The organism is Actinomycetospora endophytica (assembly GCF_021026375.1).
Classification (GTDB): Bacteria; Actinomycetota; Actinomycetes; order Mycobacteriales; family Pseudonocardiaceae; genus Actinomycetospora; species Actinomycetospora endophytica.
In genome coordinates this window covers 200,297-218,241 of sequence record NZ_JAJNDB010000010.1, presented here as the reverse complement: position 1 = coordinate 218,241, position 17,945 = coordinate 200,297, and the positions used below count along the sequence as shown (strand labels likewise).

Here is a 17,945-nt window from a genome sequence, read left to right as displayed (position 1 = left end):
CGTCGGGTGCGCTACCGACGAAAGTCGGGTCTTCCCACGGACCCCGAAACCCACGAACGGCGCGTTCGTGACGCTTGATGGTGACGAACGCGCCGTTCGTACCGTTTCGGGAGCGCTCCCCCCGTTCCCGCCGTTTCGGGCGGGTTCAGCGCAGCCAGCGGCGCCGGGCCGGCGCCGGCCAGTTCTCCGGGATCTCGCGGGCGATCTCGTCGAGCCAGATGCGCGCCGACGAGTCCGACGGCGCGCGCCAGTCCCCGCGCGGCGAGAGCGAGCCGCCGGCCGAGACCTTCGGCCCGTTCGGGACCGCCGAGCGCTTGAACTGCGCGAACTGGAAGAACCGCCGGGCGAACACCTCGAGCCAGCCCCGGATCTCCGGCAGCTGGTAGGAGACCCGGTCCTCGGCGGGATACCCGGGCGGCCAGGGGCCCTCGTCGGCGTCGTGCCACGCGTGCCAGGCCAGGAACGCGATCTTCGAGGGCCTAGAGCCGTGCCGCAGGAACTGGTACAGCGAGAAGTCCTGCAGGTCGTAGGGCCCGATCTGCTGCTCGCTGGACTGCACCGGGGCGTCCGCGGTGGCCGGGACCAGCTCCGGGGTGATCTCGGTGTCGAGAACGGACTGGAGGACGTCCCCGACCTCGTCGGAGAACTGGCCCGAGGAGATCACCCAGCGGATCAGGTGCTGGATCAGCGTCTTCGGCACCCCGCCGTTGACGTTGTAGTGCGACATCTGGTCGCCGACCCCGTACGTCGACCAGCCCAGCGCGATCTCGGAGAGGTCCCCGGTGCCGAGCACGATCCCGCCGCGCTGGTTCGCCGCGCGGAACAGGTAGTCGGTCCGCAGCCCGGCCTGGACGTTCTCGAAGGTGACGTCGTAGACCGGCTCGCCCGCCGCGAACGGGTGGTCGAGGTTGCGGAGCATCAGACGCGCGGTCTCGGTGATGTCGATCTCGGCGAACGTCACCCCGAGGGCCTCGGCCAGCCGGTACGCGTTGCCCTTGGTGTGTTCGCCGGTGGCGAAGCCGGGCAGGGTGAACGCCAGGATGTCGCTGCGCGGGCGGCCGGCACGGTCGAGGGCGCGGGCCGCGACGATGAGCGCGTGGGTCGAGTCCAGCCCGCCCGAAACCCCGATGACGATCTTCGGTCCGCCGATCGCGCGCAGCCGCTGCTCGAGCCCGGAGACCTGGATCGAGTAGGCCTCGTAGCAGTCCTGTTGCAGCCGTGCCGGGTCCGCGGGCACGAACGGGAACCGCTCCACCTCGCGGCGCAGCCCCAGATCGCCCGACGGCGGGTCGAGGGTGAACGACACCGTCCGCCAGCCGGCCAGGCGCTCGGCGTGGTGACGACGGTTGTCGTCGAACGTGCCCATCCGCAGCCGCTCGGCCCGCAGCAGGTCGAGGTCCACGTCGGCGACGCTGTGCTGGGCGCCGGCCGGGAAGCGCTCGGTCTGCGCGAGCAGCGCGCCGTTCTCGTGGATCGTGGTCTGCCCGTCCCAGGCGAGGTCGGTCGTCGACTCGCCCTCGCCCGCCGCGGCGTAGAGGTAGGCGGCGGAGCACCGGGCGCTCGCCGAGCGGCACAGCAGCTGGCGGTCGTCCGCGCGGCCGACCGTGATCGGGCTGCCCGAGGGGTTCGCGAGCACCGTCGCGCCGGCCAGCGCCGCCTCCGCGCTCGGCGGGACGGGCACGAACATGTCCTCGCAGATCTCGACGTGCAGGACGAACCCCGGGACGTCCGCGGCGGCGAAGAGCAGATCGGGTCCGAAGGGACGGTCCTCGCCGAGGACACGGATCGTGCCGCCCTGGTCGTCCCCCACGGCGGCCTGGCGGCGCTCGTAGAACTCGCGGTAGGTGGGGAGGTAGGACTTCGGCGCGACGCCCAGGACCCGGCCGCGGTGGATCACGACCGCGCAGTTGTACATCCGGTGGCGGTGGCGCAACGGGGCGCCGACGACGAGCACCGGGAGCAGGTCGGCGGAGGCGGCGACGACCTCGCCGAGCGCCGTCTCGACGGCGTCGAGCAGCGTGTCCTGCAGCAGTAGGTCCTCGAGGGAGTACCCGGAGAGCGTCAGCTCCGGGAAGACGACGAGAGCGACCCCTTCGTCGTGGCACTCCCGGGCGACGGCGAGCAACGACGCGGCGTTCGTCGCGGGCTCGGCCGGCGTGGTGCGCAGCGTCGCCGCGGCGACGCGGACGAAGCCGTGGCGGTAGGCGTTGGTGAAGTCGTTCGTGTCAGGCACGACGGGCGCGGCCTCCCTCGGTGATCACCTGGTGAGCGCAGTGTGCCCCAGGCGTACCGGCTTCGGCCGTGCGATCTCCGACGGCCGGTGCAGGGCCCCGACTCCCCACCCCGGCCCGGGGATCACCGCCGACGCGCTGCGGCGCTCTTCGGCGCGGGACGACGACCACGACGGGTGCCGTACCCCGCCACGACGTCGAACACCCCGAGGAACCGCTCGAACGCCCGACCGGCCTTGCGTGCCATGCCCATGAGGATCTGCCCTTCCCCTCACAACGAACCTGCCCGCTGACGGCGCCCACGGTCCCAAACCACAACGGTGTGAAGTGACGGGGGGTGGGGTACTGGATCAGACCCAGGGGAGTGCCCCGCGGCGGGTCCAGTAGCCCGTCGGTGTCTCGGCGATCCCGGCCAGGGCCGTGCGCTCCTCGTCGGTGAGCTCGAGGCCGGTCGCGGCGAGGTTCGCGCGCAGCTGGTCCGGGTCGGCGGCCCCGGAGAGCACGACGTCGGCCCACGGCTGCGCCAGGATGCCGGCCAGGGCCACGGCGTCCGGCCCGACGCCGTGGCGGCGCGCGACGGCGACGACCGCCGCCGGCGGGTCGACCACCAGACGGCCGTTGGCGACGCCCTCCTTGACGAGCACGAGCACCCCGTCGTCGTGCGCGGCGCGCAGCGCGTCGCCCACCGAGGGCTCGAGCAGGTTCCAGGTCGACTGCACCGCGGTGAACAGCCGTTCACCGTCGACCTCCAGGTCGAGCCCGCGACGCACCGCGTCGGCCTGGTCGGCGCCGGAGGTGGAGAACCCCGGCCGGGTCCCGTGCTCCGCCGCGGTGGCGGCCAGGGCCGCGAGCAGCGCCTGGTCGGTGAACAGCGGCGAGTCGGTGGTCAGGGAGTGCACCTGGTAGAGCTCGGGCGCGCTCCCGAGGGCGTCGAGCGACTCCGCCCACTGCGAGCGGAAGTGCGCGAGGGTGTGCTCCTTGACCTCGTGCACGGCGGCGTCGGGGTCCCAGTCCGCGGTGTAGCGGTAGCCCCACTTGCTGGAGACGGTCGCGTCCGCGCGGTGATCGGGGTGCGCGGCGAACCAGGACCCGAGGAACTCCTCGGCGCGGCCGTAGGAGCGGGCGGCGTCGAAGCGGCGCACGCCCGCGGCCCACGCGGCGTCGAGGGTCGCGTGCGCGAGCGCCCGCAGCTCGTCGGGCGATCGGTGCACGCCGTCACGCCCCAGGTTGATGTAGGACGGCCGGCCGAGGGCGGCGAGACCCAGGGCGATCTCGGGGGACGGATCGGTCACGGGCACCCACCCTAGGTGTGGCCCCCGACGGTCCTGCCTGCTCAGGGCCGCCACGGGACGATGTCGCCCGGCACGTCTAGACTCGCCGCCGACGCCCGGGCGGGCGCGACGACAGGGCCGTTGATCGGTGGTCACCCCGGAGTTCTCCAGGCTCTCCGGGACCCCGGAGCCGAAGCGGATCATCCGTCTCCACCCCCGGGCCGCGTTGGCAGTCCCGCCCCGGAGGAGAACGAGCTGTGAAGTCCACCGTCGAGCACCTGTCGCCGACGCGCGTCCGTCTCGCGATCGAGGTGCCGTTCGACGAGCTCAAGCCGACCTTCGACCAGGCGTACAAGAAGATCGCCCAGCAGGTCCGCATCCCCGGCTTCCGTCCGGGCAAGGCACCTGCGCGCATCCTCGACCAGCGTCTCGGTCGCGGCGTCGTGCTCGAAGAGGTCGTCAACACCGCCGTCCCCGAGAAGTACGGCGAGGCCGTGAGCGAGGCGCAGGTGACGCCGCTCGGGCAGCCCGACATCGAGGTCACCTCGATCGACGACGGCGACAAGATCGCGTTCACCGCGGAGGTCGACGTCCGTCCCGAGATCGAGCTGCCGGACTACTCGGCGATCTCGGTGTCGGTCGACTCGGCCGAGGTGACCGACGAGGACGTGGAGGACCAGCTCAAGGGTCTCCAGGCGCGGTTCGGCACCCTCGCCGGCGTCCAGCGCCCGGCCGCGAAGGACGACTTCGTGGTCATCGACCTGTCGGCCACCGTGAACGGCGAGGCCCTCGAGGAGGCCCAGACCTCCGGGATGAGCCACCAGGTCGGGTCCGGCCAGCTCATCGAGGGGCTCGACGAGGCCCTCGAGGGCATGTCGGCGGGGGAGACCAAGAACTTCACGACGAAGCTCGTCGCGGGCGACCACGCCGGCGAGGAGGCCGACGTGACCGTCACCGTCTCGACGGTGAAGGAGCGCCAGCTCCCCGAAGCCGACGACGAGTTCGCCCAGCTCGCCAGCGAGTTCGACACGCTCGACGAGCTCAAGGCCGACCTGCGCGAGCGCCACGGCCGCGTCAAGAAGATGGAGCAGGCCGGGCAGGCCCGGGACAAGGTGCTCGAGGCGCTGCTCGAGGCGGCCGACCTGCCGGTGCCGGAGTCCGTCGTCGACCAGGAGGTCGAGGTGCGCGCCCACGAGGCCGTGCACGAGTTCGACCACGACGAGGACGCCCTCACGAAGTACGTCGAGACCCAGGGCCAGACCCGCGAGGAGTTCGACGCCGAGCTGCGCACCAGCGCCGAGCAGGCCGTGAAGACCCAGCTGCTGCTGGACGAGGTCGCCGAGAAGGGCGAGGTCCAGGTCGACCAGCAGGAGCTGATGGAGCGCATCTTCATGCAGGCGCAGCGCTTCGGGATCAGCCCCGAGGAGTACATCCAGCAGGCTCAGCAGGCCAACCAGCTCGGGGCGATCTTCGCCGACGTGCGGCGGGGCAAGGCGCTCGCGACGGTCGTGCAGGCCGCGACGATCCTCGGCCCCGACGGCGAGGAGCTCGACCTCTCGGAGCTGTTCGCGCCCGCCACGCAGGAGGACGCCGAGGCGGCGGCGGAGGCGGCCGTCGAGGCCGTCACCGAGCCCGTCGCGGACGACGAGGCCGACGAGGAGGCCGTGGTCGTCGAGGACGAGGAGGCCGCCGCGAGCGCCTCCGGTGCCCCCAAGTCCTGACCACCGCGGAGACGCGTCGCGGGATCCGGTGAGCCGTGAGCGAACACGGGCCGTCGGAGGACGTTCCGGGCTCCCGCGATCGTTAGGGTCGGTGCAGCCGACGAGAGCTCCGCGGGCCCCGGGACCACCCGGGGGCGCGCGGGCTCGGCGTCAAGAAACCCCACTCGAGGAAAGCAGGGACAGGTGAGCCAGCACCTCTCCGACCCGTCCGGGGCGGTCATGCGTTCCGCCGGCGGGTCGATGACGCTCAACGACTCGGTCTACGAGCGCCTCCTCCGGGAGCGCATCGTCGTTCTCGGGCAGGAGGTCAACGACACGATCGCGAACCAGATCTCCGCGCAGCTCCTCCTGCTCTCCGCGGAGGACCCCGCCAGCGACATCACGCTGTACATCAACTCGCCCGGCGGCTCCGTGTCGGCCGGCATGGCCATCTTCGACACCATGCAGTGGATCGAGCCCGACGTGTCGACCGTGGCCATGGGCCTCGCCGCGTCGATGGGCCAGTTCCTGCTGTCGGCGGGTGCGCCGGGCAAGCGCCTGGCCCTGCCGCACGCGCAGATCATGATGCACCAGCCCTCCGGCGGCCTCGGCGGCACGGAAACCGACATCACGATCCGCGCGGAGTCGCTGCGCAAGCTCAAGCGCCAGCTCGCCGAGCTGATCGCGGAGCACACCGGCCAGACGGTCGACAAGATCACCGAGGACTCCGACCGCGACCGGTGGTTCGACCCGTACGAGGCGCTGGAGTACGGCTTCATCGACCACGTCGTGACCCGCTCGACCGACTCGCGGTCGAACGGCAGCGGCAACGGCACGAGCGCCTGAGGAGACGCACCATGAGTGAGCTTCACGTTCCGGGTGGGCGTGCCGCCGCGTCGCCCGAGGCCCGGTACATCCTGCCGTCGTTCGTCGAGCGGACGAGCTACGGCGTCAAGGAGTCCAACCCCTACAACAAGCTCTTCGAGGAACGGATCATCTTCCTCGGGGTGCAGATCGACGACGCGTCGGCGAACGACGTCATGGCGCAGTTGCTGTTCCTGGAGTCCAACGACCCGGACCGCGACATCACCATGTACATCAACTCGCCGGGCGGGTCGTTCACGGCGCTGATGGCCATCTACGACACGATGCAGTACGTCCGGCCGGACATCGCCACCGTCTGCCTCGGGCAGGCGGCGTCGGCCGCGGCGGTCGTGCTGGCCGCCGGCACCCCGGGCAAGCGCCTGGCCGTGCCGAACGCGCGCGTGATGATCCACCAGCCGGCCACCGAGGGCTTCTACGGCCAGGCTTCCGACCTGGAGATCCAGGCCAACGAGATCACCCGCATGCGCCGGCTGCTCGAGACCACCCTGGCGAACCACTCGAACCGCTCCGCGGAGCAGGTCCGCCAGGACATCGAGCGCGACAAGATCCTCACGGCGGACGAGGCCAAGGAGTACGGCCTCATCGACGACGTCGTGGCGAGCCGCAAGCTCTCGGCCAACCGCTGACCGGAGCCCCGATGCGGTGGGCGGTGCGACACTGACCGCCCACCGCGTCGCCCGGCCGGGACGGCGCGTCGCCGACCACTCCGGGCACTCGACCAGCAGGATCGCCGCGCTCCGGAAACTCCCGTCCTGACGGGGTCGACGGGTACGGTCAATCACGACAGCGCGCACCGTCCGGGTGCGCCGGATGGGACACGAGGTCTGCTGCGATGGCACGCATCGGTGACGGCGGGGACCTGCTGAAGTGCTCGTTCTGCGGGAAGAGCCAGAAGCAGGTCAAGAAGCTCATCGCCGGTCCCGGCGTGTACATCTGCGACGAGTGCATCGACCTCTGCAACGAGATCATCGAGGAGGAACTCGCCGAGGCCGGTGAGGTCAAGCTCGACGAGCTGCCGAAGCCCACCGAGATCCACGAGTTCCTCGACCAGTACGTCATCGGCCAGGACGACACCAAGAAGACGCTGTCGGTGGCCGTCTACAACCACTACAAGCGGGTGCAGGCGGGGGAGAAGAACCGCGAGAACTCCCGCAACGACGACGTCGTCGAGCTGGCCAAGTCGAACATCCTCATGCTCGGCCCCACGGGCTGCGGCAAGACCTACCTCGCGCAGACGCTCGCGAAGCTGCTCAACGTCCCGTTCGCCATCGCCGACGCGACGGCGCTGACCGAGGCCGGCTACGTCGGCGAGGACGTCGAGAACATCCTGCTCAAGCTGATCCAGGCCGCGGACTACGACGTCAAGCGGGCCGAGACCGGCATCATCTACATCGACGAGGTCGACAAGATCGCGCGGAAGTCGGAGAACCCGTCGATCACGCGCGACGTCTCCGGCGAGGGCGTCCAGCAGGCACTCCTGAAGATCCTCGAGGGCACCACGGCGTCGGTGCCCCCGCAGGGCGGGCGCAAGCACCCGCACCAGGAGTTCATCCAGATCGACACGACGAACGTGCTGTTCATCGTGGCGGGGGCGTTCGCGGGCCTCGAGAAGATCATCGCCGAGCGCGTGGGCCGTGGCGGCCTCGGCTTCGGCGCCGACATCCGGTCCAAGGCCGAGATGGAGTCCGCCGAGTCCTTCGGCGACACCATGCCCGAGGACCTCATCAAGTTCGGGTTGATCCCCGAGTTCATCGGCCGCGTGCCGGTGATGGCCTCGGTGTCCAACCTCGACAAGCCGAGCCTGGTCCAGATCCTCACCGAGCCGCGCAACGCGCTGGTGAAGCAGTACCAGAAGCTCTTCGAGATGGACGGGGTCGAGCTGGAATTCGACCAGGACGCGCTCGGCGCGATCGCGGACCAGGCCATCCTGCGCGGCACCGGCGCGCGCGGCCTGCGGGCGATCATGGAAGAGGTCCTGAACCCCGTCATGTACGACATCCCCGGTCGCGACGACGTCGCGAAGGTGGTCGTCACCGAGCAGACGGTGAAGGACAACGTGAACCCGACGATCGTGCCGCGTCAGCCGGCCCGTCGGGAGCGCCGCGACAAGTCGGCCTGATCGCCCCGGTGGGCCTCCCGCGCTAGATGTGCGGGAAGGCCTGCTGGCTGGGCAGCCCGAACGGCAGCGCCGGCGGCGCGACGTGCTGCCCGAGGAACGCCGCGACCTGCGGCAGGACCGAGCCGATGTAGGTGCCGTCGTGCTTCCCGGGGGTGATCCGCGAGAACTGCGGGTGCGCGAGGTCGATGTAGCGGCGGACCGGGGCCACGAAGGAGTCGCGGTCCCCGCACCACATGCCGGTCGGGGTGGTGGCGAGCTCCGGGTAGAACCGCAGCGGGTCGTTCGCCTCCCAGTCGCCGATCCCGGCGAACGGGCGCTTCGAGGCCACGCGCCAGTCGGTGAACAGACCGGGGGACATCGCCGCCACCGCACGCACCGGGCTCCCGCGCAGCACCCGCGCCCGGGCGTACATCAGCGCGCCGGCGCCGCCCATCGACACACCCGACGCGAGCACCGGGACGCCCTGGGTGTCCCGGGCGACGCCGCGCTGCATCATCCAGGCCGGGAGCTCGTCGAGGAGCATGCGCATCGGGTCGTCGCCGGGACGGAACTGGTGCCAGTAGTTGTCGCCGCCGTCCAGCGCGGCCACGGCGAACGGCGGGACGCCCGAGGCCCACGCCGCGCCGAGGACCTTCCGCATGCCCGGGTCGCCCCACCACAGCGCGTTGCCGCCGAGGCCGTGCAGGCCGACGCAGAGCGGGAGCGTGGCACGGTCCCGGCCGGGCGGTGAGGTGATCACGAGTCGGACCGAGCGGTTGCGGGCGACCGAGCGCACCCACTCGACCGTGACGGCCGCCTGGGTGCCGCGGGACGGGCCCGGTGGCGCCGGCACCCGCTGCGGGACCGGCGCCGCGGTCTCGACGGTGCCCGCCAGGGCGACACCGCCGGCTGCCAGCGCGCCCGCGCCGACCATGGCGCCGCCGCCGATGAGCAGCCGACGCCGGGTCAGGCGGGCAGCGAGCGGGTGCGACGGGGAACCCTGGGGCGGCGTCGCGGGCGTCGGCGACCCGGAGGTGACGTCGACGTCCCGTTCGTCCTCCCCCGACACGTCCGCGCCCCCCTCCTCAGATCCGCTCTCGACGGCGGGGACCGATCATCCCGCTCGCAGCACACATCGGTGGTGCGGCCCGCCGTCGTTACCCCGTCGTCGTGATCACCCAGCATCCTCATCGATGCCGGTCACCCGCGACGCGCCCGCGTAGATGTTCATCGACCGGCCACGCAGGAACCCGACGAGGGTCATACCCGCGTCGTCCGCCATCTCGACCGCGAGCGACGACGGCGCCGAGACCGCGGCCAGCGCCGGGACGCCGGCCATCACGGCCTTCTGGGTCAGCTCGAACGAGGCCCGGCCCGAGACCATGAGCACCGTACCGGCGGCTGGTACGCGTCCCGCGAGGAGGGCGTGGCCGATGACCTTGTCCACCGCGTTGTGGCGTCCGACGTCCTCGCGCGCCACGAGGAGCGCCCCGTCGGCGGTGAACAGGCCGGCACCGTGGAGCCCACCCGTCGAGTCGAACACCTTCTGGGCGGCGCGCAGGGCGTCGGGGAGTCCGAAGAGCACCTCCGCGGAGAGCTCCACGTCGTCCTTCTCGGGCGGGTACACCGTCTTCGTGCGCACCGCGTCGAGCGAGGCCTTGCCGCAGACCCCGCACGACGACGTCGTGTAGAAGCGGCGTTCCACGGAGTCGTCGGGCGGGGCGACGCCGGGCGCGAGGGCCACGTCGAGCACGTTGTAGGTGTTGCGCCCGGAGTCGTCGACCGAGTCGCAGTAGCGGGCGGTGCCGATGTCCGCGGGCGAGGTGATCACGCCCTCGGTGAGCAGGAAGCCGTGCGCGAGCTCGACGTCGTGACCCGGGGTGCGCATCGTCACCGCGAGCGAGCGCCCGTCCACCCGGATCTCCAGCGGCTCCTCGGCCGCGAGCGCGTCCGGGCGCCGGTTCACGCCCTGCTCCCGGACGCGGACGACCGGGCGCCGCACCGTCACTCGTCCCATGTCGGCTCCCCCCTTCACGGCTGCCCCACCATGGTGGCACCGACCGGCCCGGGAACGCCGCTGATGACACCATCTCCCGCGATGAGCACCCTGGAGCAGTGGTGGGCCGACGTCGTCGCCGAGCTCGGGATCGGCGAGCTCGGCGACCTGGTGGACCCGGAGTTCGCGCGGCCGCTCGTGCTCGACCTCACCAAGGACGTCGCGCACGGGGTCGCCCGGCCCGCGGCCCCGTTGACCGCGTACCTGCTCGGGCTCGCCGCCGGACGGGCCGCGGGTGCCGGGCCGCCGGAGCCCGAGCTGGTGGCCGGGTGGGCGGAGCGTCTCGCCGCGCTCGCCCGGGGTGAGGAACCGGACGCGCCGTAGGATTGCGCGGTGATGCGGTACGAGCCCTGGGCCATTCCCGACGGCGTCTCCTCCTCCCCGGAGTCCGACGCCGCCGGCGACACCGACCCCGACGAGATCGCCCAGCTGCTGGCGGCGGCGGGCGGCGAGAGCACCCCCGGCGGGGCGGCGATGGCCGACGCGCTGGTGCGGACCGGGCCGGACCCGGACGCGGTCCCGGCCGCCGAGCACGACAGTCCCGAGGACCTGGCCGCGCTGCGCGAGGTGGAGGCCGAGCTCGACCAGCGCTGGCCGGAGACCCGCATCGAGCCCTCCCTCGACCGGATCTCCGCCCTGTGCGACGTCCTCGGCGAGCCGCAGCGCTCCTTCCCGGTGGTGCACGTCGCCGGCACCAACGGAAAGTCGTCGGTCACGCGCATGATCGACGCGCTGCTCACCCGGATCGGGCCGCGCACCGGGCGCTACACCAGCCCCCACCTGCAGAAGGTCACCGAGCGGATCGCCGTCGACGGGCGCCCGATCTCGGCGCGCCGCTACGTCGAGACCTGGCGGGAGATCGCGCCGTACGTGGGCGTGGTCGACAAGGCCCGCGACGAGGTCGACAGCGTCCACTGCTCGAAGTTCGAGGTGCTCACCGCGATGGCGTTCGCGGCCTTCGCCGACGCCCCGGTCGACGTCGCGGTCCTCGAGACCGGGCTCGGCGGGTCCTGGGACGCGACCAACGTCGCCGACGCCACGGTCGCCGCGATCACGCCGATCGGGCTCGACCACATGGACTACCTGGGCTCGGACATCGAGGGCATCGCGAAGGAGAAGGCCGGGATCATCAAGCCCGGCTCGGTCGCGCTGCTCGCCCAGCAGACCCCCGAGGTGGCCCAGGTGTTGCTGGAGCGGGCCGTCGAGGTCGACGCCGAGGTGGCCCGGGCCGGTGTCGAGTTCGGGGTGCTCGAGCGCTCGGTGGCCGTCGGTGGTCAGCAGCTGCGCCTGCAGGGGCTCGGCGGCGAGTACGACGACATCTACCTCCCGCTCTTCGGCGAGCACCAGGCCGGCAACGCCGCGCTCGCGCTCGCCGCGGTCGAGGCGTTCTTCGGCGCCGGTGCGTCGCGGCGGCTCGACATCGACGCCGTCCGCGAGGCCTTCGCCGCGGTGCGCGTGCCCGGCCGGATGGAACGGCTGCGCTCGGCGCCCACCGTCGTCGTCGACGCCGCGCACAACCCGCACGGCGCCGCCGCCGCGGCCGCCGCGGTGCGGGCGGAGTTCTCCTTCCGCAAGCTCGTCGGCGTCGTCGCGATCATGGGCGACAAGGACGCCGACGGGATCCTCGCCGCCCTGGAGCCGGTGCTCGACGAGATCGTCGTGACCGGCATGTCCTCGCCGCGCGCCCTCGACCCCGACGAGCTCGGCGGGCTCGCCGTCGGACGCTTCGGCGCCGAGCGGGTCGTCGTCGAGACCCGCATGGACGCGGCCCTCGAGACCGCGATCGGCATGGCCGAGGAGACCTCCGACGACGACGAGCCGGTCTCCGGCGGCGGGGTGCTCGTCATCGGATCCGTCGTCGCCGCGGGCGAGGCCCGCACCCTGCTGGGGCGTGAGCCGTCATGAGCGAGCAGCAGGACGTCGCCGCGGCCCGCCCGCCGGACGCGCGCCGGGCCTTCCGCGGGCCGGCCAGCGCCTGCCTGGTGCTCGAGGCGATCGCAGTGCCGCTGGTGCTGCCCGTGATGTCCTACGTCGAGGGCGGGATCACGCCGGCCAAGCTGACCCTGGTGCTGGTGCTGACGGTCGGGATGATCGTCGGCTGCGTCGTGATCCTGCGGCCGTGGGGACTGGCGTTCGCGGTCGGGCTGCAGGTCCTGATGCTGCTGGGGTTCGTGCTCTCGGCCTCGTTGGGTCTGATGGGGCTGGTCTTCTGCCTGGTGTGGGTGCTCATGCTCTGGATGCGCCGCGAGGTGATCCGCCGCCAGGCGGCCTGGCCGGTGGACTGAGGACCCGGGCGGGCCGGCCCGGACTTTCTGTCGTGCCTGGCCGCGCGGTCGGTCGATCCCGGCCGCCGGGGCACTCGATCCCTGCGACGCTAGTCAGTTGATCATGCTGAGTGGTGCAGGTCCGGGCGCACCGCTGGGCGTGATCAACTGACTAGCGCGGACAAGGTGAACGGCCCGCGGCGGAACCGGAATCGTCCGGACGGCGTCGAAACCCCGTGGACCTCCGACGCCCGTTCCGACACGCCGACGCCATCGCCTGTGGTCGGCTGACCCGCCATGACCTCATGGACGGCACGACCCGGCCGCTGTTCCCCGGCGTCTCCGTCGCTCGCGAGGTCCCGGTGACGATGGCGGTGAGGGCCGCCGGGGCCGCGTTGCTGCACCCGGGAGGGATGGTCGCCGGGGTCGCGGCCGCGGCGCTGTTCGGGGCCGACCTGGGCCCGCTGGACGTGACCGTGGACCTCGACGTCGCGGTGACGGGGGTCCGGGCACGCCCCGGACTCCGACTGCGTCGGCGTCAGCTACCGACGGAAGAGGTCACCCTCGTCGACGGTGTCCGCGTGACGACACCGGCGCGCACGGCCTATGACCTGGCCCGGTGGCTGCCGCGAGGCGACGCCGTCGTGCTGCTGGACGTCCTCTGCGCCCGAACAGACCTCACGCTCGACAACGTCCGAGCGGTGGCCACGGCGCACCGGGGTGACCGCGACGCGCGCCTGGTGGCCGGTGTCCTGGACTGGGCCGACCCACGCAGCTCGTCGGCCCGGGACTCCCGGCTCCGGGTGGCGTTGCGGGCCCGGGGTCTCCCGCGTCCGGAGGTCGACCAGCGCCTCCTGGACCGGGACCGCCGCGAGGTGGCGCGGCTGTCGCTCGCCTGGCCGGAGCGGCGGACAGCGGTGTCCGGGCAACCGTCGGCGGCCGCAGCGGCGGAGGCCGTCGGATGGGAGGTTCTGGAAATCCACCGGGTCCTCGACGCCGTCCTCGACTCGCTCGCCTGCCGGCTCCTCCGGAGCCTCGAGCGGTGGCATCCGCCGCCGTGGCTCCACGGGCCGCTGATCGGGAAACAGCCGCGTCCACCCGGCCCGGACGGGGAGTGCGACGGAGGTCTCAGTAGGCTCGTCCCGGCCTGAATCGTGGAGATCGAAGGAGAGGAGCGCCGTGTCCGACGAGCGCACCCTGGTGCTGGTGAAGCCCGACGGCGTGCAGCGTGGCCTGGTCGGTGAGGTCATCTCGCGCATCGAGCGCAAGGGGCTGCGACTGGCGGCGCTGGAGCTCAAGAACGTCGAGCGCTCCGTCGCCGAGCAGCACTACGCCGAGCACGCCGAGCGCCCGTTCTTCGGGGAGCTGATCGAGTTCATCACCTCCGGGCCGGTCGCGGCCCTGGTGGTGGAGGGGCCGCGGGCGATCGCGGCGTTCCGTCAGATCGCCGGCGGCACCGACCCGGTCGAGAAGGCCGTCCCCGGCTCGCTGCGGGGCGACCTGGCGCTGGAGACCGGGTCGAACATCGTGCACGGCTCGGACTCGCCGGAGTCGGCCGAGCGCGAGATCAAGCTCTGGTTCGGCTGACCCGCACCGTCCGCTCGATCCCGTCGATGACGGCGGGCCAGGTCGAGCGGGCGAGGTCGTGGCCCATCCCCGGCAGCTCGAGCAGTTCGGCTCCGGGGATGGCGGCCGCGGTCGCCCGGCCCCCGGAGGGCTGGATGACGGCGTCGACGTCACCGTGGACGACGAGCGCGGGCGTCGTCAGGCGCCGGAGGTCCTCGGTGCGGTCGCGCTCGGCCACGCACGCGGCGAGCTGGCGGCCGCTGCCCTGGCCGTCGTGCGGCACCGTCGCCTCCCGGCCGGCGGCGCGGCGCATGGTGACGCGGACGTCGTCGTCGTCCTCGGGGGTCCGGTAGGTCGACCCGATGCGGCGGAACGCGCGGACCATGCCCTCGACCGGGTCGGCCGCGGGCGGGCGGAGGAAGTCCGGCACGCGGCGCCAGGACACCTTCCCGGTGCGGCGGTCGCCGGGCCGTCCCATGATCGAGGTGAGCGAGAGGGTGCGCTCCGGGTGCCGGATCGCGACCTCCTGGGCCACCATCGCCCCGAGCGAGGCCCCGACGACGTGGGCGCCGGCCGGAGCGAGAGCGCCGATCACCGCCGCGGCGTCGTCCGCCATGTCGCCGAGGGTGTACGCCGGGCGGGCCTGCCGCGTCAGGAAGCCCCACGACGAGATGCCGGGCCCCCAGAGGTGGGTCGAGCGGCCGACGTCGCGGTTGTCGAACCGGATGACCTGCAGGCCGCGGGCGGCGAGCGCGTCGCAGAAGTCGTCCCGCCACCAGTCGTAGCTCAGCCCGAGCCCCATGATCAGCAGGACCGCCGGGTCGGCCGGGTCACCGGTCGTCGTCGTGCACAGCGAGAGGTTCCCGGCGTCGACGAAGCGCTCCACGGTGGGCCCGTTCGGCCGGGGCGCCGGATCGGTTCACGAAGCCCCCTTACCCTGGAGAGCTATGTCCCCGGAGTCGCTCTACGAACGCCTCGAACCCCTGCTGCCGCGGGTCCGCAAGCCCGTGCAGTACGTGGGCGGCGAGCGCAACGCGACGGTGACGCCCTGGGAGGACGCCGAGGTCCACTGGGCCCTGTGCTACCCGGACGCCTACGAGGTCGGCCTGCCCAACCAGGGCCTCATGATCCTCTACGAGGTCCTCAACGAGCGCGCTGACGCCCTCGCCGAGCGCACCTACGCCGTCTGGCCGGACCTCGCCGCGCTGATGCGCGAGCACGGGGTCCCGCAGTTCACCGTCGACGCGCACCGCCCGGTGGCCGCGTTCGACGTCCTCGGCGTCTCCTTCGCCACCGAGCTCGGCTACACCAACCTGCTCGAGGTCCTCGATCTCGCCGGGGTCCCGCTGCACGCCGCCGATCGCACGATCGAGCACCCACTCGTCCTGGCCGGCGGCCATGCGGCGTTCAACCCGGAGCCGATCGCGGACTTCGTCGACATCGTGGCGCTCGGCGACGGCGAGGAGGTCGTCGGCGAGATCACCGACGTCGTCAAGGCCGCCAAGGCGGAAGGTCTCGGCCGGCAGGAGACGCTCGAGCGCCTCGCCGGGGTGCCCGGGGTCTACGTACCGGGCCTCTACGAGGTCACCTACGGCGACGACGGGGCGATCGCGGCGGTGCGCCCGACCAGCGACGCCGCCCCGGAGCGGGTGCACAAGCGCACCACGTCGGACCTCGACGACTGGCCCTACCCGAAGCAGCCGCTCGTCCCGATGGCCGAGACGGTGCACGAGCGGATGAGTGTCGAGATCTTCCGCGGGTGCACGCGCGGGTGCCGCTTCTGCCAGGCCGGCATGATCACCCGTCCGGTGCGGGAGCGCTCGAAGCGGGGCGTCAGCGAGATGGTCGAGCAGGGGCTGGAGGCCTCGGGGTACTCCGAGGTCGGTCTCCTGTCGCTGTCGAGCGCCGACCACTCCGAGATCGGCGACATCGCCAAGGGCCTGGCCGACCGCTACGAGGGCACCGGCACCGGGCTCTCGCTGCCCTCGACCCGCGTCGACGCGTTCAACGTCGACCTCGCTGAGGAGCTCACCCGCTCCGGGCGCCGGTCGGGCCTGACGTTCGCCCCCGAGGGCGGCTCCGAGCGGCTGCGGCGCGTGATCAACAAGATGGTCTCCGAGGAGGAGCTCATCCGGACCGTGTCGACGGCCTACGAGCACGGCTGGCGGCAGGTGAAGCTGTACTTCATGTGCGGGCTCCCCACGGAGACCGACGAGGACGTGCTGCAGATCGCGACGATGGCCCACGAGGTCGTCCGCGCCGGGCGCAAGGCCGCCGGGCGGGGCGACGTCCGGGCGACGGTGTCGATCGGCGCGTTCGTCCCGAAGCCCCACACGCCGTTCCAGTGGGCGGCGCAGACCTCCCCCGAGGTCGTCGACTCCCGACTGCGCCAGCTCCGCGAGGCGATCAACTCCGATCGCTCGCTCGGCCGCAACGTCGGCCTGCGCTACCACGACGGGCAGCCCTCGCTCATCGAAGGACTGCTGAGCCGGGGCGACCGCCGCGTCGGGTCGGTGATCGAGGCGGTCTGGCGCGACGGCGGGCACTTCGACGGCTGGAGCGAGTACTTCTCGTACGAGCGGTGGGAGACGGCCGCCGCCCGCGAGCTGCCGCGTCAGGGGGTGGACCTCGCCTGGTTCACCACCCGCGAGCGCGACGGCGACGAGATCCTGCCCTGGGACCACCTGGACTCCGGCCTGGACCGCGGCTGGCTCTGGGACGACTGGCAGGACGCGCTCGACTCCCGGGAGCAGGACGACTGCCGCTGGACGCCGTGCTTCGACTGCGGCGTGTGCCCGCAGATGGGCACCGAGATCCAGATGGGCCCGACGGCGGGCGCGATGGTCGACGGCGGGCGGATGCTGCCGCTGACCCCGGTCGAGAACCGCACCTCGACGCCGGTCCACAACCCGGCGCTGGCCCCGTGAGCCGCCAGGGAACGGCGGCGCACCCGTCGGCGCCGACCGTCGCCAAGGTCCGGATGCGGTTCGCGAAGCGGGGCCGCGCGCGGTTCAGCTCGCACCGCGACGTGGCCCGGGCGATGGAGTGGGCGCTGCGCCGTGCGGGGGTGCCGGTCTCGTTGTCGCACGGCTTCAGCCCGCACCCGCGGCTGTCCTGGCTCGGCGCGGCGCCGACCGGGGCGGCCAGCGAGGCGGAGTTCGTGGAGATCGGGCTCACGGTCGACCTCGACCCCGCCGTCGTGGCCCGTGAGGTCGACGCGGTGCTGCCCGAGGGGCTCTCGGTGATCGACGTCGTACGGGCCGGGCCGGGTGCCCTCGCCGACCGGATCGACGCGTCCGTCTGGCGCATCGCGATGCCCGGGGTGGACCCGCAGCAGCTCGCTGAGGCCGTCGCGGCCCTCGAGGCGACCGAGGTCGTCGAGGTCGAGCGGATGACCAAGAACGGCCCGCGGACCCTCGACGTCCGGGCGGCGCTCGTTGATCTCACGGTCGAAGGTGTGAACGCCGTCACGGACACGCCCGGCGAGTGTCACCCGAACGATGGACGAGCAGGAGATGACGCCCCGGGAGACGGCCCGCGACCGGCCGGTGACGACACCGGGGACGCCACGGGCGAGGTCTCCGACCGCCGTGCACGTGCGCAGCGCGCAGGGTGTGGGACACTGACGGCGGTCGTACGGCACACCACGCCGGCTGTACGACCCGACGACGTGGTGAGCGCGCTGCGCAGCGTCGCCGGGCTGGAGCCGCCCGTCCCCGTCACCGCGACGCGGATGGAGCAGGGCCGGCTCGGCGGGAGCGGAGAGTTGCTCGACCCGCTCGAGGCGGACCGCGCGACGACCGGTCGCGAAACCGTCCCCGCGCGGCACGCCGGCGAGGACCGCCCGGACTAGGGCGGCGCGGGTCCCGACCGG

At 72.6% G+C, this 17,945-nt stretch carries 17 protein-coding genes; 11 read left to right on the top strand and 6 right to left on the bottom strand.

Going from position 1 to position 17,945, the window contains the following annotated elements:
* Window positions 1-145 precede the first annotated feature (145 nt).
* The 3 genes from LQ327_RS32205 to LQ327_RS32200 form a co-directional block, all read right to left on the bottom strand.
* Window positions 146-2,233, bottom strand: coding sequence for an NAD(+) synthase (locus LQ327_RS32205; protein WP_230740609.1), 2,088 nt, complete (start codon window positions 2,231-2,233; stop codon window positions 146-148).
* Window positions 2,234-2,355: 122 nt separating this feature from the next.
* Window positions 2,356-2,478, bottom strand: coding sequence for a hypothetical protein (locus tag LQ327_RS34390; protein WP_269071348.1), 123 nt, complete (start codon window positions 2,476-2,478; stop codon window positions 2,356-2,358).
* Between the two features lie 103 nt (window positions 2,479-2,581).
* Window positions 2,582-3,529: an aldo/keto reductase gene (locus LQ327_RS32200; RefSeq protein ID WP_372460797.1), complete on the bottom strand. Its 948-nt coding sequence runs from the start codon at window positions 3,527-3,529 to the stop codon at window positions 2,582-2,584.
* Window positions 3,530-3,759: 230 nt separating this feature from the next.
* Between LQ327_RS32200 and tig the strand changes: the two genes are divergently transcribed.
* From tig to clpX, 4 genes are all read left to right on the top strand, one after another.
* The gene (tig, locus tag LQ327_RS32195) at window positions 3,760-5,223 is read left to right on the top strand and encodes a trigger factor (RefSeq protein WP_230740605.1); all 1,464 of its coding nucleotides are present in this window, start codon (window positions 3,760-3,762) and stop codon (window positions 5,221-5,223) included.
* Window positions 5,224-5,442: 219 nt separating this feature from the next.
* A complete protein-coding gene (locus LQ327_RS32190) occupies window positions 5,443-6,048 on the top strand; it encodes an ATP-dependent Clp protease proteolytic subunit (RefSeq protein ID WP_230740727.1) in 606 nt (201 codons plus the stop codon).
* A gap of 11 nt (window positions 6,049-6,059) precedes the next feature.
* Entirely contained in the window at window positions 6,060-6,713 is a 654-nt protein-coding gene (locus LQ327_RS32185; RefSeq protein ID WP_230740603.1) for an ATP-dependent Clp protease proteolytic subunit, read from the top strand.
* A gap of 206 nt (window positions 6,714-6,919) precedes the next feature.
* The gene (gene clpX / locus LQ327_RS32180; RefSeq protein WP_230740601.1) at window positions 6,920-8,206 is read left to right on the top strand and encodes an ATP-dependent Clp protease ATP-binding subunit ClpX; all 1,287 of its coding nucleotides are present in this window, start codon (window positions 6,920-6,922) and stop codon (window positions 8,204-8,206) included.
* Window positions 8,207-8,228: 22 nt separating this feature from the next.
* Here clpX and LQ327_RS32175 read toward each other — a convergent pair whose 3' ends face one another.
* On the bottom strand, window positions 8,229-9,254 hold the full coding sequence (locus LQ327_RS32175; protein ID WP_230740599.1) for an alpha/beta hydrolase: 1,026 nt from the start codon (window positions 9,252-9,254) through the stop codon (window positions 8,229-8,231).
* A 105-nt stretch (window positions 9,255-9,359) separates the two neighbouring features.
* Window positions 9,360-10,202, bottom strand: a complete 843-nt coding sequence (gene fdhD / locus LQ327_RS32170; RefSeq protein WP_230740597.1) for a formate dehydrogenase accessory sulfurtransferase FdhD — start codon at window positions 10,200-10,202, stop codon at window positions 9,360-9,362.
* 81 nt (window positions 10,203-10,283) lie between these two features.
* Between fdhD and LQ327_RS32165 the strand changes: the two genes are divergently transcribed.
* The 5 genes from LQ327_RS32165 (at window position 10,284) to ndk (ending at window position 14,092) form a co-directional block, all read left to right on the top strand.
* The gene (locus LQ327_RS32165; RefSeq protein WP_230740595.1) at window positions 10,284-10,565 is read left to right on the top strand and encodes a DUF6457 domain-containing protein; all 282 of its coding nucleotides are present in this window, start codon (window positions 10,284-10,286) and stop codon (window positions 10,563-10,565) included.
* Between the two features lie 12 nt (window positions 10,566-10,577).
* Entirely contained in the window at window positions 10,578-12,146 is a 1,569-nt protein-coding gene (folC, locus tag LQ327_RS32160) for a bifunctional tetrahydrofolate synthase/dihydrofolate synthase (protein WP_230740725.1), read from the top strand.
* Entirely contained in the window at window positions 12,143-12,526 is a 384-nt protein-coding gene (locus LQ327_RS32155) for a DUF4233 domain-containing protein (protein WP_230740593.1), read from the top strand. Before folC ends, LQ327_RS32155 begins: the two co-directional genes overlap by 4 nt.
* Window positions 12,527-12,810: 284 nt before the next feature.
* Window positions 12,811-13,656 carry a type IV toxin-antitoxin system AbiEi family antitoxin gene (locus LQ327_RS32150; protein ID WP_230740591.1) on the top strand — a complete coding sequence of 282 codons (846 nt, stop codon included), beginning with the start codon at window positions 12,811-12,813 and terminating at the stop codon, window positions 13,654-13,656.
* Window positions 13,657-13,684: 28 nt separating this feature from the next.
* Complete coding sequence (gene ndk / locus LQ327_RS32145; RefSeq protein WP_230740589.1) at window positions 13,685-14,092, top strand: nucleoside-diphosphate kinase; 408 nt, start codon at window positions 13,685-13,687, stop codon at window positions 14,090-14,092.
* Here the strand turns inward: ndk and LQ327_RS32140 are convergent.
* Entirely contained in the window at window positions 14,073-14,957 is an 885-nt protein-coding gene (locus tag LQ327_RS32140) for an alpha/beta fold hydrolase (RefSeq protein WP_230740587.1), read from the bottom strand. The genes ndk and LQ327_RS32140 overlap by 20 nt on opposite strands.
* 61 nt (window positions 14,958-15,018) lie before the next feature.
* Here LQ327_RS32140 and LQ327_RS32135 point away from each other — a divergent pair, with 61 nt between their 5' ends.
* A complete protein-coding gene (locus LQ327_RS32135; RefSeq protein WP_230740585.1) occupies window positions 15,019-16,998 on the top strand; it encodes a TIGR03960 family B12-binding radical SAM protein in 1,980 nt (659 codons plus the stop codon).
* A complete protein-coding gene (locus tag LQ327_RS32130) occupies window positions 16,995-17,924 on the top strand; it encodes a TIGR03936 family radical SAM-associated protein (RefSeq protein ID WP_230740583.1) in 930 nt (309 codons plus the stop codon). The genes LQ327_RS32135 and LQ327_RS32130 overlap by 4 nt, the downstream gene beginning before the upstream one ends.
* The last annotated feature ends 21 nt before the right edge of the window (window positions 17,925-17,945 follow it).